The 13,897-nt window shown below is 56.7% G+C and carries 9 protein-coding genes; 1 reads left to right on the forward strand and 8 read right to left on the reverse strand.

Annotated elements, in window-relative coordinates; translation table 11 throughout:
- Positions 1 to 45: 45 nt before the first annotated feature.
- Both ACIOWL_RS10075 and ACIOWL_RS10080 read right to left on the reverse strand, forming a co-directional pair.
- Positions 46 to 543: a GNAT family N-acetyltransferase gene (locus ACIOWL_RS10075; RefSeq protein ID WP_400384335.1), complete on the reverse strand. Its 498-nt coding sequence runs from the start codon at positions 541 to 543 to the stop codon at positions 46 to 48.
- Between the two features lie 9 nt (positions 544 to 552).
- Positions 553 to 942 carry a MerR family transcriptional regulator gene (locus ACIOWL_RS10080; protein ID WP_038992406.1) on the reverse strand — a complete coding sequence of 130 codons (390 nt, stop codon included), beginning with the start codon at positions 940 to 942 and terminating at the stop codon, positions 553 to 555.
- 187 nt (positions 943 to 1,129) lie between these two features.
- Here ACIOWL_RS10080 and ACIOWL_RS10085 point away from each other — a divergent pair, with 187 nt between their 5' ends.
- Entirely contained in the window at positions 1,130 to 2,653 is a 1,524-nt protein-coding gene (locus ACIOWL_RS10085; RefSeq protein WP_400384338.1) for a SulP family inorganic anion transporter, read from the forward strand.
- 658 nt (positions 2,654 to 3,311) lie between these two features.
- On the opposite strand, the gene ACIOWL_RS10090 is transcribed toward ACIOWL_RS10085, so the two are convergent.
- The 6 genes from ACIOWL_RS10090 to ACIOWL_RS10115 form a co-directional block, all read right to left on the reverse strand.
- Entirely contained in the window at positions 3,312 to 4,679 is a 1,368-nt protein-coding gene (locus ACIOWL_RS10090; protein WP_400384341.1) for a hypothetical protein, read from the reverse strand.
- 217 nt (positions 4,680 to 4,896) lie between these two features.
- A complete protein-coding gene (locus tag ACIOWL_RS10095; protein WP_400384343.1) occupies positions 4,897 to 9,684 on the reverse strand; it encodes a DEAD/DEAH box helicase in 4,788 nt (1,595 codons plus the stop codon).
- A 79-nt stretch (positions 9,685 to 9,763) separates the two neighbouring features.
- Positions 9,764 to 10,924, reverse strand: a complete 1,161-nt coding sequence (locus tag ACIOWL_RS10100; RefSeq protein ID WP_400384346.1) for a protein kinase family protein — start codon at positions 10,922 to 10,924, stop codon at positions 9,764 to 9,766.
- Positions 10,925 to 11,251: 327 nt separating this feature from the next.
- Positions 11,252 to 12,451, reverse strand: a complete 1,200-nt coding sequence (gene xerC, locus ACIOWL_RS10105; RefSeq protein ID WP_400384349.1) for a tyrosine recombinase XerC — start codon at positions 12,449 to 12,451, stop codon at positions 11,252 to 11,254.
- Positions 12,451 to 12,684 (reverse strand): hypothetical protein, encoded by a 234-nt coding sequence (locus ACIOWL_RS10110; RefSeq protein WP_400384352.1) that lies wholly within the window; start codon positions 12,682 to 12,684, stop codon positions 12,451 to 12,453. Before ACIOWL_RS10110 ends, xerC begins: the two co-directional genes overlap by 1 nt.
- A 352-nt stretch (positions 12,685 to 13,036) precedes the next feature.
- On the reverse strand, positions 13,037 to 13,879 hold the full coding sequence (locus ACIOWL_RS10115; protein WP_400384355.1) for an aldo/keto reductase: 843 nt from the start codon (positions 13,877 to 13,879) through the stop codon (positions 13,037 to 13,039).
- Between the last annotated feature and the right edge of the window lie 18 nt (positions 13,880 to 13,897).

Below are 13,897 nucleotides of genomic sequence, written 5' to 3' on the forward strand. Positions count from 1 at the left end.
GATTGCTGCCCGCCGCGCCGCTTCTGCCTTGGGCAGGCAGCTTGCTCAAAGCCGCAGTTCGTACAGGAAAGTATCCATCCACTGCCCCGCCACTGCCCCTCGGGCACCCTGGGCAATCCGCTCGCGCCGGCCAACCTCGCGGAACCCTGCCTTGGCATGCAGCGCCCTGCTGGCTTCGTTGCCGGCGATGACGGCCGACTGCACCATCCAGTAATCTTCTTTCCTGGCCCGGGCGATCAGCTCGGCCAGCAGCCGGGCGCCAATGCCGCATCCGACATAATCCGGATCAATGTACACCGAGTGCTCCACCACGCCGCGGTAGGCCGGGCGGGCTGAAACCGGGCTGGCCGCCGCCCAGCCGAGAACCTTGGCATCGGGCGCAATGGCCACCAGCGACAATGCAGGAATTTTCGCCGCGAAGAACTTCTGGCGTGCCGGCACCTCGGATTCGAAGGTGGCTAGGCCGGTCTCGATGCCGCTGGCATAGATGCGGGCGATATCCGCCCAGTGGCTCTCTTCCATCGCGGCTAAGCGGGTCTCCATGCTTCCGGCCTACTTGGTGCGAAGATCTGCGATGAAGGACTCGGCGCGCTGCAAGTTCAGCGCGAGCTTGTCGCGCTTGGCGCTGGCACGCTGGGTATAGTCGTCGAGCTTGGCCCGGGCGACGGTGTCCTGCGGATCTGCCGCGAGCGCGTCCACCGCGTCAAGCAGCTCCCCCATTTCCTCGAGCGAGAAGCCCAGCGGCTTCATCGAGCGGATCACCAGCATGCGGGCCAGATCCGAGTCGGTATAGATCCGGAAACCACCTTCGCTGCGGGTGCTCGCCGGCAGCAACCCCACCTCGTCGTAGTGGCGGATGGTGCGATGCGACAGGCCGGTGGCCTCGACCATGTCACCGATATGCATCGAACCGCCTGCACCTTCGGTCTTCGCTTGATCCATGAAGTCCTCCGTTTCCTCCAATTACAACCCTACCCTTACGTTAGGTTAGAGTTGCATTCGATGGCATCTGGTCTACGACCGCTCCGGCTGCTCTTGCCTCGTCTGCGGCGCAATGATGCCCATCCCATGAATTCTACGCACTGCACGTGCCCCACGCTTACTGGCTTGAAAAGAAGGGAGCTCACCTATGAGCACCAGCACCACAGCGGATCCTTCCGCACTGAGTCCGGCCGAGCGCCAATCGGTGTTGCGCACCCTGAAATCCCCGAGGTTGCTTAAGACCGAGGTCCTCGCCGGCCTGGTAGTAGCGCTGGCCTTGATCCCCGAGGCCATCGCCTTCTCCATCATCGCCGGAGTGGACCCGCGCATCGGGCTGTTCGCCTCCTTCACCATGGCGGTATCCATCTCCTTCTTCGGAGGCCGTCCTGCCATGATCTCCGCCGCCACCGGCGCCATCGCGCTAGTCATCGCGCCTTTGGTAGCCAGCCATGGAACCGACTACTTCATCGCCGCGGTCATCATGGCCGGGATCTTCCAAGTGGTGCTGGCACTGCTGGGCGTGGCCAAGCTGATGCGCTTCATCCCGCGTCAGGTAATGGTCGGTTTCGTCAACGCGCTGGCCATTCTGATTTTCCTGTCCCAGGTCCCCGAGCTGCTCGGCGTGACCTGGCTGGTCTATCCGCTGGTGGCGTTGGGCCTGTTGATCGTCTTCGGCCTGCCCAAGCTGACCACTGCGATCCCGGCCCCGCTGGTGGCCATCGTGGTGCTGACCGCGATCACGGTCATCGCCTCGCTCGCCGTCCCCACCGTGGGCGACAAGGGCCAGCTGCCCGAATCCCTGCCGGCCCTGTTCATCCCTGATATCCCGCTGAACCTCGAAACTCTGCAGGTGCTCTTCCCCTATGCGCTGGCCATGGCCTTCGTGGGCTTGCTCGAATCGCTGATGACCGCCAAGCTGGTCGACGATGTCACCGATACCCATTCGAACAAGACCCGCGAATCCTGGGGCCAGGGTGCGGCGAACATCATTACCGGATTCTTCGGCGGCATGGGCGGCTGCGCGATGATCGGGCAGACCATGATCAATGTGAAGGCGTCCGGGGCGCGCACCCGCATCTCGACGTTCCTGGCCGGGGTATTCCTGTTGATCCTCGTGGTGGTTCTCGGCGATGTGGTGGCCTTGATCCCGATGGCCGCACTGGTGGCAGTCATGATCTTCGTTTCCATTGCGACCTTCGACTGGCACAGCATCCGGCCCTCGACGCTGCGGATGATGCCCAAAAGCGAAACCACAGTCATGCTGATAACTGTGGTTTTCACGGTGGTCACCCACAATCTGGCTATCGGCGTCGCCGCTGGAGTACTCACGGCCATGGTGCTCTTCGCCAACCGCGTGGCGCACCTGGTCACCGTCACCCGCAGCGTCGAGGAGCACTTCGGCGAGAAGATCGCCAAGTACGTGGTCAACGGGGAATTGTTCTTCGCCTCCTCTAACGACCTGTACACGCAGTTCAAATACGCCGAAGACCCGCAGAATATCGTCATCGACATGCACGACTCGCACCTGTGGGACGCCTCGACCATCGCGGCCCTGGACGCGATCACCGGCAAATACGAGAAATATGGCAAGACCGTGGAGGTCGAAGGACTGAATACCGCGAGCCTGAAGATTCGCGAACGCCTGGGCGGGAAGCTGGGCGGCGGGCACTAGCAACCAGTCCGCGACGCTTGCTCAACTTCCGTCTGGTGCCGGCAGGCTCGGCAGATTCCGGAGAAATCGTGGAAAATCCATGCTGATGGAAAGCGCCAGCTCTCCAGATCTCCGGTACAACAGCGACGGTGCGGGACGTTGATTGAATTCCGTGCAAACGCTCGACTGGAGTCCATTATCCAGTCGAGCGTTTTGCGTGGGCTTGAACCGCGCAGCTCCCGCGATAATGAGCACTAGATGGAGCGGGATCTGCTGCCTTTCCCGCCGTTCAACGATCGGTTTCACACTTCTATTGCCCAGCGCCAAGCTAGGCGTTCATAAACATTCGTTTGTGGTGTCTCGTAAGGAGAGCGGTGATCTGGACAGTTCGCAGTTCCTAAAAGCGGATTTTCATCAGGTCTGCGCACGATGCGTTCGGTCACATACACGCGCGGACGCCAGTCATCACTCCTGCGAACCTGCAGAATCGGTTGATGGACCCGACTATGACCGAGCGAAACCAAATGCAAAATTCCATGGACACTATCCTCGAACCAGACCTCGTCCCATGGGTCGTAGGCAAAGAGATTGGATCAATGCGCAAGAGGGATCTCACCAGATCTAGTCTGCTCCTGAGAACCACGACCCACGGACGAGATCACTCGTGGATACTGCTTATTTACTGCTGATTGACACCGCTCCCATCGGCAAGGACGTCATCCTCAGTCTCTGGGTCGGTTTCTTCGGGTGTCGGAAAGTTTTTGCGAAAGAAGTAGACTAGCCATCCCGCAGGCGTCACTGAGTTAATCGACTTTTGAGCATTGTCCGGATCCAACTCCCGAACCATGAGATTTGCATTCACCAACTCCGTGACCGCTGTGGACAGGTTGGGTGCGTTGAAGCCATAGGTTTCGAATTCACTACTACCCGCTCTTCCTCCGTTAGCGCAGATTTGCTCGAAGAAAGTCCAATGGCGAGGACGGACAGACTTAGCATTCTCATTACCTAGCTCGGCTATGTCCATCAGCCAGCTTTCCACCAAAGCATCTCGGTCTGGGACGTCTGGGATTGCTTCGTCCAGGTTCTCAACGTAGTGGTCATGAAACCATCGAGAGAAGACGCCAGCTCGCGCTAATGCCTCGCGCAGGTTGCGATTGAACGTCTGATAAAGAAAGTCGAAAGCGTCCGGAGAAACCGGTGCGACCGCAGATTCTGTTCCATATTCTTGAATTCTGCGCGTGATTGCATCAGCAGCTGCGGTGTCTCCGATGGGCTTGAGGATCATTGGATCGAGCATCACGCCACTCAATTTCTCGGTTTTTGCTCGGGAGACGATACCTCGTGATCCAGAAATCACCCACCGTACTTGGGGAAGATTGAATACCTTGTCTCGGAGTTCGTCTAGGGTTTCTCTAGCCTTACCTCCGGTTTGAAGAATTTCGAGGTTGTCCAGCACACAGACGATGCCGCCGGAGCTCTCTTCCGGGAAACATTCATCCAACAACTGACGAACATTCCTCTGGAATCCTGACTCGGTTACAACGGGATTGGGCTCCGAACCCCAATTCGCCTGTGCACCGCCAAGAGGTGTCGAAGCACCGCCACCCTTGCTCGTGTACTGGTAATCGTTAAGCCATCGGTCCATCAGCCGAACATCAGGCGTAGGCAGGCCGACCCTTCCAAAATCCTCCTGGTGTTTGATAAGTGTCTGTGCCAGGACATAGTAAAGATCACGTTCAAACTGCGCCGCACTCTCGAGGGGCTGGAAGTCGCCCACCGCAGGTAGATAGAGCTCCTGTGCATTGGCTTCAATGCTTAGCTGATGCATCCGGTAGATGGCGACATTGATCATGCTTGTCTTCCCGGCACCGATCGGTCCTTCTACTGAAGGGTGGGCTCCGGAATCTCCAAGCTCTCTGATGAGGAGCTCAATTTCTTTGTCTCTGCCAGCCAGCAATCGATCGCCTAAGGCGTCGGCCCGCAAAGTGGTCTGGCTATACGGATTGGCTTCGAAACCAAGTTCCTTCCAAATGCTGAAAATTCCCATGGCACCTACGCTACCTCCTCGCGTAGTAAGTGTCCGCCCGCAAGACAGCCCGCTTACAGAGAGGACCCCACTCTGACTAAGATCTTTGAAAGCACGTACTTTGAGGGTGTCCTGTATATAGCTCCCGCAAAAATGCCCGGTGAAGGTGCCTTATACGGACACCAAAAGCGATCGTTTTCGGCCGAAATAGCATTCTCCAAAATGTTGCAGATGAAGTTTAGTCGATCTCCAAATTCGGCAGTTCTTTAACGATGCGGTTGGTTTCCAAACTCAATGCCACAATCCGTCCGATGAGGTCAATAATGTACCGTGGCTGTCCCTGCTCCCGGGACCAGACGTTAGGATCATTGACGATCCCCGATGCCTTATCTGTTTTCACCTGATAGCGTTCCAAGATCCAGTCCAGCCCCGAGCGGGATCCGAGCATGTACTCCTGAGCTGACAGCGGGATGCCTTCGATGTCGATGAACGGGTTGTAACGAATCTTGGTCTTGTCCCAAGCCCCGGCTTTGCCACCGTACTTCATCTTGGTCACTGCGAACCGCTCATACTCGTTCTCCGGTGCCCCCGGTAAGACTCTCTCACTCAGCGGATATGGGGTGAGGTCCTCATAGTTGATGTGTAGGTCAGCTAGTCCCCGTCCGGCCTGTGCAAACTTGGTGAACCGTTCCACTCCTGCGACCTGTGGGATACGAGGCAGCTGCTTCTTCAGGTCAGCTGCGTAGCGCTCCCTGTACTCCGTGGAATGCAGCAGACCGTAGACATAGTGGAAAATGTCGTCCTTGGTGACCTGATCGCCGTAGGCCGACTGATACTCTGCCAGAGCCCAGTTTGTGATGTTGTCCCGCTGCTCAGGCTCGTCAAAGAGCGTCCCAGACGCCGCTTCGGTGTAGGAGTAACGCGCGAAGAACTGTCCAGTATCGAGGGTATGAAGGTCAGGTAGGGAATTAGTAGCCAAGATTTCGAAGGTTGGGTAGTGAGTCGATGGGGATGTCAGATAGAACCCCACATTGCCAGAGTCCACGTTTGGAAACAGCTCGCCAAGCCGGTAAACCATGTCGTTTGCTTGGCGGTTGAAATAGACGTGTTGTTTCTGGAAGGGCCGATACTGACCGACCCGGTAACTTCTGGGATCAACCTCGTATTTATTGCCGCGGGCCAACTGGGTCTTGTCGGCGCGGTTCCAGCTAATGTTCCTCGGGTCGGTATTGATCACGTCGTCTACCGCACGGCCCTGGCCCTCGGCCGCATAGCGGTCCACTTCACTGTTGTAGAAACCGATCATACGTTCGACATTCCCCTGCAGCGTGGTTTCCGAGGAGTTGTAAACCCAAGCATCACGGTTGGTCTTCAGCCCGCCAGACTGGATGGCGAAGATCGTTTTCGGGTTCCCCTTTTCGGCGATGGGTGGGTAGGTGTCGTAGTTGGGGTCGCGCTGGTTGATCCAATCGCCCTCCGGGTTCGGGGTGATCGTCTCCCAGTCCAAGTTGTGCAGGGTTGCGTGGTTGACCAGTTCGAGCTTCTGCTTCCGGTCGTGGTAGTCCCCGATGTCCTTGTAATGCAGCGCCGGCTCAGCTACTGTCCCAGGACGTTTAATCAGCAGAAGGACTGCCACGGTTGTCTTCGAGCCTTCACCGAAGATATTGTCTTTCTCCTTGCGGCGCATCTCCCCCGCCGAACGCGCGTTCCCCCGCAGGTTATAGACATAGATGTCGTGGAATTCGGTGGTAAGGGTTTTGCGTAGCCCGTCGGCGGTGTTGCCATCGATGTAACCACCGTTGGAGACATAGCAGACCACGCCACCGTTCTCTGAGGTCAGTATGCGGTTGGAGGCCCAGCGGATGGCGCGGATGTAGGAGTCGTACAGAGAGTTCTTGTTCGTCGCTGTTGACCGCGCCGCATACGTGGCCCGGATTGACTCGTCCAGTGTCGGGTACTTCTGGTTTGCGTTGTTGTCGTTACCGCTGCTCTGCCCCACCGAGTAGGGCGGGTTGCCGATGATCACCCGGATATCCAAGGCATTCTGCTCGGTGACGCGGTCGCTGTTGCTGGTGAATACCTTCGTGTCCAGCACGTCGCCGTCCTCGGTCATCTGGAACGTATCGGTCAGCACGATTCCGTCGAACGGTTCATAGTCGATCGCTGCTGGTGCCTGTCCAGAAGCGGCAGCGTGCTCTTGCTGCAGGGCGTGGAAGGTCGCTTCGATGTTGATCGCCGCGATGTAGTAGGCCATCAGCAGGATCTCGTTCGCGTGCAGCTCCTGCGTGTACTTCCGTAACAAGTTCTCCGGACTGATCAGCCCGGACTGCAAGAGCCTGACGATGAACGTGCCGGTGCCGGTGAACGGGTCCAACACGTGCACGCCCTCGTCGGTGATCGAGGCACCGAAATGCTCGACCAGCGCGTCGTTGACCGCGCGCAGAATGAAGTCCACCACCTCCATCGGGGTATACACAATCCCCAAGGACTCCGCCACCCGGGGGAAGGCGAGCTTGAAAAACCGCTCATAGAGCTCGGTGATGATCTTCTGCTTCCCTGCTGCATCGGTGATGCCCTCGGCGCGCACGCGCACCGAACGGTAGAACTCTTCCAGGTGCGCGGTTTCCGAATCCAAGTTGTAGGAGTCCAGCAGCTCAAGCATGGAGTCCATGACCTTGGAGACCGGGTTGTGCCCGGCGAAGTCATAGTCCTCGAAGAGTGCGTTGAACACCGGCTTGGTGATCAGGTGCTGCACCAGCATGTCCACGGCGTCTGCCCGGGTGATCCCGTCGTTCAGGTTTCCTCGCAGCCCGTCGAGGAACACCTCAAACTCCTGCGCTGGGCGAGGGTCTTCGCTGTCAAGGATGGTGTTGATGCGGGTGACTTGCCGGTCGGCAATGTCCTTGACGTCCTTGGCCCAGTCTTCCCAGTAGCGGCGGTCCCCGACCTTCTTGACCATGCGGGCGAAGATCGCGTTCTCCCACTCGGCGGCATTCGCCATCGTGAACAGCGCCTCGGTCGCCTCTGGATCGTTCTTGCCCTGCGTGCCGCTCTCGGTGCCGTCGCCGCCGACGCCGATGACGTCGATGGTCTTGTTGGCTTTCTTGTCCAAGTCGATCTTGTTGATCATCGCTTCGAACCGGTCATCATGGGCGCGCAGCGCTTGCAACACGTCCCAGACCACCTTGTACTTCTTGTTGTCGTTCAACGCGGTCGTCGGGTCCTGGGAGGCCGGCACCGCGATCGGCAGGATGATGTACCCGTATTCCTTGTTCGTCGCGGTGGACTTGCGCATCACCCGGCCCACGGACTGCACCACGTCCACCTGTGAATTACGCGGGTTCAAAAACAGCACCGCGTCCAGGGACGGGACATCCACGCCTTCGGAGAGGCACTTGGCGTTGGTCAGGATCCGACAAACCTCCTCGCCGGCGTCCTGCTGCAGCCAGTCCAAGCGCTGCGAGCGGGCCAGCACATTGAACGTGCCATCCACGTGCTCGGCTTCCAGCTTCAGCTTCGACGCGCCCTCGGAGCGGTTCACCAAAAGTTCGCGGCCGACCCGCTCAAACTGGTCGGCCAGCGCCTTGGATTCCTTGATATTCCGGGCGAACGCGACCGCTCGGTGCATCGGGGTGGTGTCGGTGATCGACAGGCGTTCCCCGTTCACCCCGCGTTTGGACAGCCCGTTCCAACAGCCCACGATCCGGGCCACATCATCCAGGTTCATGTCCCCGTCGTTGGCCAGCAGATCCTGGAAACTGGTTGCTACCGATTCTTCATCGACCGCGAGAATCAGCACCTTGTAGTCCGCCAGATGCCCCATTTCCACGGCCCGGCCGAACCCGAGATGGTGGAACTCCGGGCCATAGGTGGCCTCGTCATCCATGGAGTAGACTGCCACTCCGTCCTTGGCAGCCTTGTTCTTTGAATCCTCCACATAAATCCGCGGAGTTGCCGTCATATATAGCCGCTTAGCGGCCTTCAGGTACTCGGTGTTATGGACCCGTACGAATGCCGAGTCATCAGCACCGGACTGTGAAATGCCCGTAGTGCGGTGCGCTTCATCGCACACGATCAAATCAAACTCCGGCAACCCCAGTTCTTGGGCCTGATGGATCACATCGATCGACTGGTACGTGGAGAACACCACCGTCAAAGTCTCCTGGCCGGTGGAGATCTTGTACCGGTTCACCAGCTTCACCGGGTCCGTCGAGGCAGGGAACCCCAAATCGTGGACCGCGACATCCTCGTTCTGAGCTCGACCGACCGACGCATCGGAGCAGACCGCGAACGGCCGCAACGGAACATCCGCCTGGGCCGTCCATTCATTGAGCGTCTGCTGCAGCAGTGCAATCGACGGAACCAAGAACAACACCGATCCACCGACCGGCACCTGTTCCTCGACGAGCTTTAGCGAGGTGAAGGTCTTGCCCGTGCCGCAAGCCATGATGAGCTTGCCCCGGTCATGCAGTTCGAAACCCTTCGTCACCGCGTCGATGGCTTCTTGCTGGTACTTGCGTGGCTGCTTGCCCGGCAGCTGGACCAGGACTTCAGGTTCTTCGAGGCTGAACTGGGACCAGTCAATGGTCGATTCCTCGAAATCCTTCAACCGGATCCGTTGGATCGGCTTGGACTGGTTAAGCAGAGCAGCTTCGGCGTGCTTGGACCAGTTATCAGTCGTGGAGACAATCATGCCGCCGGTGAACGGGGACTTGCCCAGCTCGGTGAAGAAAGAATCGATCGACTGCTTGGGCAGCGGGCGAGCCGGGTCGTAGAACTTCGCCTGGATCGCCACCAACTCGCCGGTGTACCTGTCTTCGGCCACCAGATCGATGCCAGTATCAACGAGCCCGTTGCGGTCAGGCCATTCCTGCCACAACCACACCTGGGAGAACTGGTCGGCGTACTTCGGCTCCACCTGCAGATACCGTTTGAGCAGCCGTTCAAACTTGGTGCCTTTGTCCCTCTGGCTCGTTGCTGAAAAGTAGAGGTCGTCGAAGACATCGGCAAAGGTCTGAGCAGTCATACCTCCAATTATCGCCAGCCGGAAAGCGAAAGATGGAATTAACGGTCACTCCTATCCTCGTGGCTAATAGCTGGCTTAGTTAGGCTTCGTCTCCAGAACCGGAAATTGAATGGGCTGGAACATCCAGATTCTCTACTTCCGCAATCAGTTCGGATACCGACTGATAGCGTTCTGATAGATTGTGCGACACACATTTTTGAACAATACGGTCCACGTCGTTATTACCAGTAGCTATCGATTGACGACCAGTGAAGATGAAGGAGAGAACATGGCCTACCGCGTAGATCTCGTTCAGAACACTGTAGTCTCGAAAGTTATCCAGCGTCGGGTCAAGGATGGTCCCACGCATTTCCGTATGAGCACGGGTAAAGGTGGATTCTTGCTCTTTGACCAGTCCGAAGTCCGAGAGCTTGACCAAAACGGCACCGCTTTCGTACACCTTCATCAGAACGTTCTGCAGGCTAATATCGCGATGCAATAGTTTTTGACTATGGATGTAGCTCATACCGTAAAGGAACTGCAGGGCTATCCGTTTCCGGGTTAAAAAGTGCAAGTTGTTGTTGCGTTGGGAGATGTACTGACGCAACGTTGCATCGCAGTGTTCCATTCGGTATTCGTTGCGTGATTCGTCGTACTTGTAGACCTCCAGAATGTACGGGAAGCTAAGGTTCTTCATCACGTCGAATTCCTTGCGGAAACGGAGCAGATCCCTTTCTTCCGCGTCTCGGTTGGCCCTTTTAATGGCAAATTTGATGCCGTAATCAGGATCGATGTAGGAGTAAACATGGGCGTAGGAACCTTTGCCGATCATCTTAGGCTCGATGGGTTCGTGCTGTTTTTTAAGTTCGACCACTGCGTTTTCCGTGAATACTGGTTCATACTTGATGATTTCGATCGGTTCGAAATCTTCCGGGACAGCACTGCCGCCGCTGTAGGAGAGCCATGGCCTGCACCGTTCAATGGCGTTCTGATATGCGGCATGCAGAGTGATGTCTTCTCCTGCGCGCTTTAGGGCATAGAGGTCATTCTTTAGGTCTTTCAGTAAATCGAGCATGGCTCTGCTGTTATCAGCCCAGTAATGACCGGTTGTTTCAGCGCGACCGTTGATCGCGTCAAAATGCTGATTGAGCTCCTCATGAAGCACGGCAAACATATGCTCCTGTCGGGAGGCTTTATAGAGACGCACGAACTCTGGAGAGTCGGCTCGCTCCTCATACTTTGTCTCAATATCCTGCAGCATGAACTTTATAGATTCCGTGGTCACCAGCGCCCCATTTCTTGTCGATGTTCTCCAATTTTGCCAGAGAGAACCGACATTCCAGGAGGTAAAACGGCGAACTGAAGAGATACCTGCGGCATTGCAGGAAACTTACTGTCGGTATCTTGCCTTACACTTAAGCCGCATAAAAACATTCTCAAGACTGGATTGGCTATGAAGGTCAATCAAAAACAGGGGCGTGCGTTGGCGAGACCCCAACATCGTGCCATATCCAAAATACGGAGGACACCACTTTTTGTACACGTATTCTAGGCAAGTCGCATCTGTTCGTGAACTCCTGTGAAGTCCTCATAGCTCGCCAAGGATGCTGGTGCGATCCTTAGCCATTTCTGAGCGACGAATGTAGTGCTCCAGAGTCGTTCGCGTGCTCTTATGCCGCAATTGCTCCGCTGCAGCTTCTACACCAACAGAGTCTGCTAGTGCCGTTGCTACGGCGCGACGGAATGCGTGAGGAGTGACGTGACCAGGAAGCTTCACGGTGCTCGAATCGAGAATCCTTCGGAGCGACCCGCGGACGGTGGAAGGAGCAGAAAATCGTCCAGAACGCGTGGGAAAAACCGGCGATTTCGGAGTGATTGGCGTTTTGATCAGTGATCGAGCTTCCTTCAAGGCATCCACGGCACGGTCGGTCAGGGTCATTCGGCTATGAAAACGGTCGGTCTTGGTGTAACCCTGACGGTAGATAGTGGCACGATCGATGACTGTTCCAGCAATCACGACAGTCTTGGCGTCAAGATCGACGTCTTGCCACCGGATGGCCAATACTTCGCCAATTCGGCATCCTGTCGAAAGCATCAGTTCGATAGTGTGCAATACTCGCCGACTTGGCTTAGGCCCTGGCTTCTTCTCGACAAAGCGTGCTTCCAGGATTTCGCGCAAAACCTTAAGATCTTCTTGATCCAGAGCTTCAACAACACGTACGCCCTTGCGCGGCAGTTTCACGGATAGGACAGGATTGGTGCTCATTTCCCCCATGCGGACGGCCTCACCCAGTGCCCGACCGAGAGTCCCCTTTGCTTGATGTGCCCGAGTTGCACCCTGTCCAGTAGTCCTGTCCATGAGTGACTCCAGCTGCTTCTGTACCAGTGGCACAGTCAGGTCCTTCAGCTTGATATTGCCCATGATTCTGCTCAGATTCGCTGCATCATTTTTGTACTGCTTATAGGTCTGCTGACGCACCGCGTTCACATCGCGGATGTCCTCGTCTTGTGGATCAAGTACGGACAAAGTATCCAGATAGAAGTTTAAGGCATCGCGAACAGTTGGAACACTAGATTTGAGCGGCGCTTCGTCGTTGCGGAGCCTCTCGGCTTTCTTGTGCAGTGCAGCTAGTGCAGCGGCTCTGGTGGCGCCACGAGCTGACAGACGTTTCTTACCGGTGGCGACCCGCATCGAGCTTTCTGCAGTCCAGTACTTCTTTCTACTCTTTTCGTTCAGTCGTGTTGAGATTTCGCCGAGCGCGCCGAGCTCTAACTTTGGTCGTGCCACTATGCAGCCACCTGAGCTTCCTCAAAAAGCTCATTGAGAAAATTATCTAGGTCGCAACTGCGATAAAATCGCTTGCGACCGATGAGAACACTTGCCGGGCCGTAGCCGGTGTGCCGCCAAATGCCTAAGCCTTGAACAGTCATCCCTAGGATGACTGCTGTATCGCGCAGTGGTACGAGGGTGTAGGGACGACCGTCGCCCGTGGAAAGAATGTGCTCACTCGAATTGTTCATACATATATATGTAGGAGAGAATCATTCTGGTTCACGGGCCCTGTTTCAGCCAGTTCCATTCGCACGATTGCTCGCACGATACCCGCACATTTGGTCTCACGAAACTTGCACTTTTGGCTAACCTACCCTTTGTTACCCGTTTCATTCAGTTTCACTCATAGCCACGGTAAACCCATGTTCCGGGAAGTCAGCATCGAATTTTATCTTATGATTTCAGGGATTCTGAGGCTACTTGATAACCTCTAACGATAAGAGCAGGTCGCCGGTTCAAATCCGGCAGGGGGCTCCATGTGAAGAAAAGGTCCTTGGTTTCGTATGAAACCAAGGACCTTTTCGCAGTTATACCCAGATATCAGGCGAAGTCAGCGGTTGCCGGATCTGAAGCAATGCGGCCTTCGGACCCGCGGTCCAGAGTGGCAATCGCCGCCAAATCCTCGTCATCCAGGGTGACGTTCAACGACTCGAAGTTCTCGATGATTCGCGAATCTGTCACGGACTTCGGAATGACCACGTTGCCCAGGGCCAGGTGCCAGGCAATAACTACCTGCGCCACGCTGGCATCATGCTTCTTGGCAATCTCGACGAGCACCGGATCGGTGAGTACCTCACCGCCCTGCCCCAGCGGGGACCAGGACTCATGCAGGATGCCGTGCTGCGCTTCGTAGGCACGCAGTTCTGCCTGCGGGAAGTACGGGTGGGTTTCAACCTGGTTGATCACCGGGCGCACACCGGTTTCGGTGTACAGCTCTTCCAGCGCCTCAACGGTGAAGTTGCAAACACCGATGGACTTGGCCTTGCCGTCTTTCTGCAGCTGGATCAAGGCCTTCCACGTATCAACGTAGGTGCCACGTTTAGGCTGCAGCCAGTGAATCAGGTACAGGTCCACCTGGTCCAAGCCGAGGCGCTCCAGCGAAGCATCGGCCGCCGCCAGGGTGCTTTCGTAACCCTGGTCCGAGTTCCAGACCTTGGTGGTGATGAACAGTTCGTCGCGTGGAACACTCGTCGCGGCAATAGCGCGGCCCACACCTTCTTCGTTGCCGTAGATTCGGGCGGTATCGATGTGGCGGTAGCCCGCATCGATGGCCTTGCCAACCACGATTTCAGCCTCAGCGTCGGGCACCTGCCACACGCCATAGCCAAGCTGGTCGATGTTGTTTCCGTCGTGGAATGTCAGTTCTGGGACAGTTTGGGTCATACACCCAATCTAATTCAT

Source organism: Glutamicibacter sp. NPDC087344 (assembly GCF_044744225.1).
Taxonomy (GTDB): domain Bacteria; phylum Actinomycetota; class Actinomycetes; order Actinomycetales; family Micrococcaceae; genus Glutamicibacter.

What these genes read in the sequence shown, in the direction of transcription:
- ACIOWL_RS10075 (WP_400384335.1), bottom strand. Translation starts at nt 543, where the DNA reads ATGGAGACCCGCTTAGCCGCGATGGAAGAGAGCCACTGGGCGGATATC.
- ACIOWL_RS10080 (WP_038992406.1), bottom strand. Translation starts at nt 942, where the DNA reads ATGGATCAAGCGAAGACCGAAGGTGCAGGCGGTTCGATGCATATCGGT.
- ACIOWL_RS10085 (WP_400384338.1), top strand. Translation starts at nt 1,130, where the DNA reads ATGAGCACCAGCACCACAGCGGATCCTTCCGCACTGAGTCCGGCCGAG.
- ACIOWL_RS10090 (WP_400384341.1), bottom strand. Translation starts at nt 4,679, where the DNA reads ATGGGAATTTTCAGCATTTGGAAGGAACTTGGTTTCGAAGCCAATCCG.
- ACIOWL_RS10095 (WP_400384343.1), bottom strand. Translation starts at nt 9,684, where the DNA reads ATGACTGCTCAGACCTTTGCCGATGTCTTCGACGACCTCTACTTTTCA.
- ACIOWL_RS10100 (WP_400384346.1), bottom strand. Translation starts at nt 10,924, where the DNA reads ATGCTGCAGGATATTGAGACAAAGTATGAGGAGCGAGCCGACTCTCCA.
- ACIOWL_RS10110 (WP_400384352.1), bottom strand. Translation starts at nt 12,684, where the DNA reads ATGAACAATTCGAGTGAGCACATTCTTTCCACGGGCGACGGTCGTCCC.
- ACIOWL_RS10115 (WP_400384355.1), bottom strand. Translation starts at nt 13,879, where the DNA reads ATGACCCAAACTGTCCCAGAACTGACATTCCACGACGGAAACAACATC.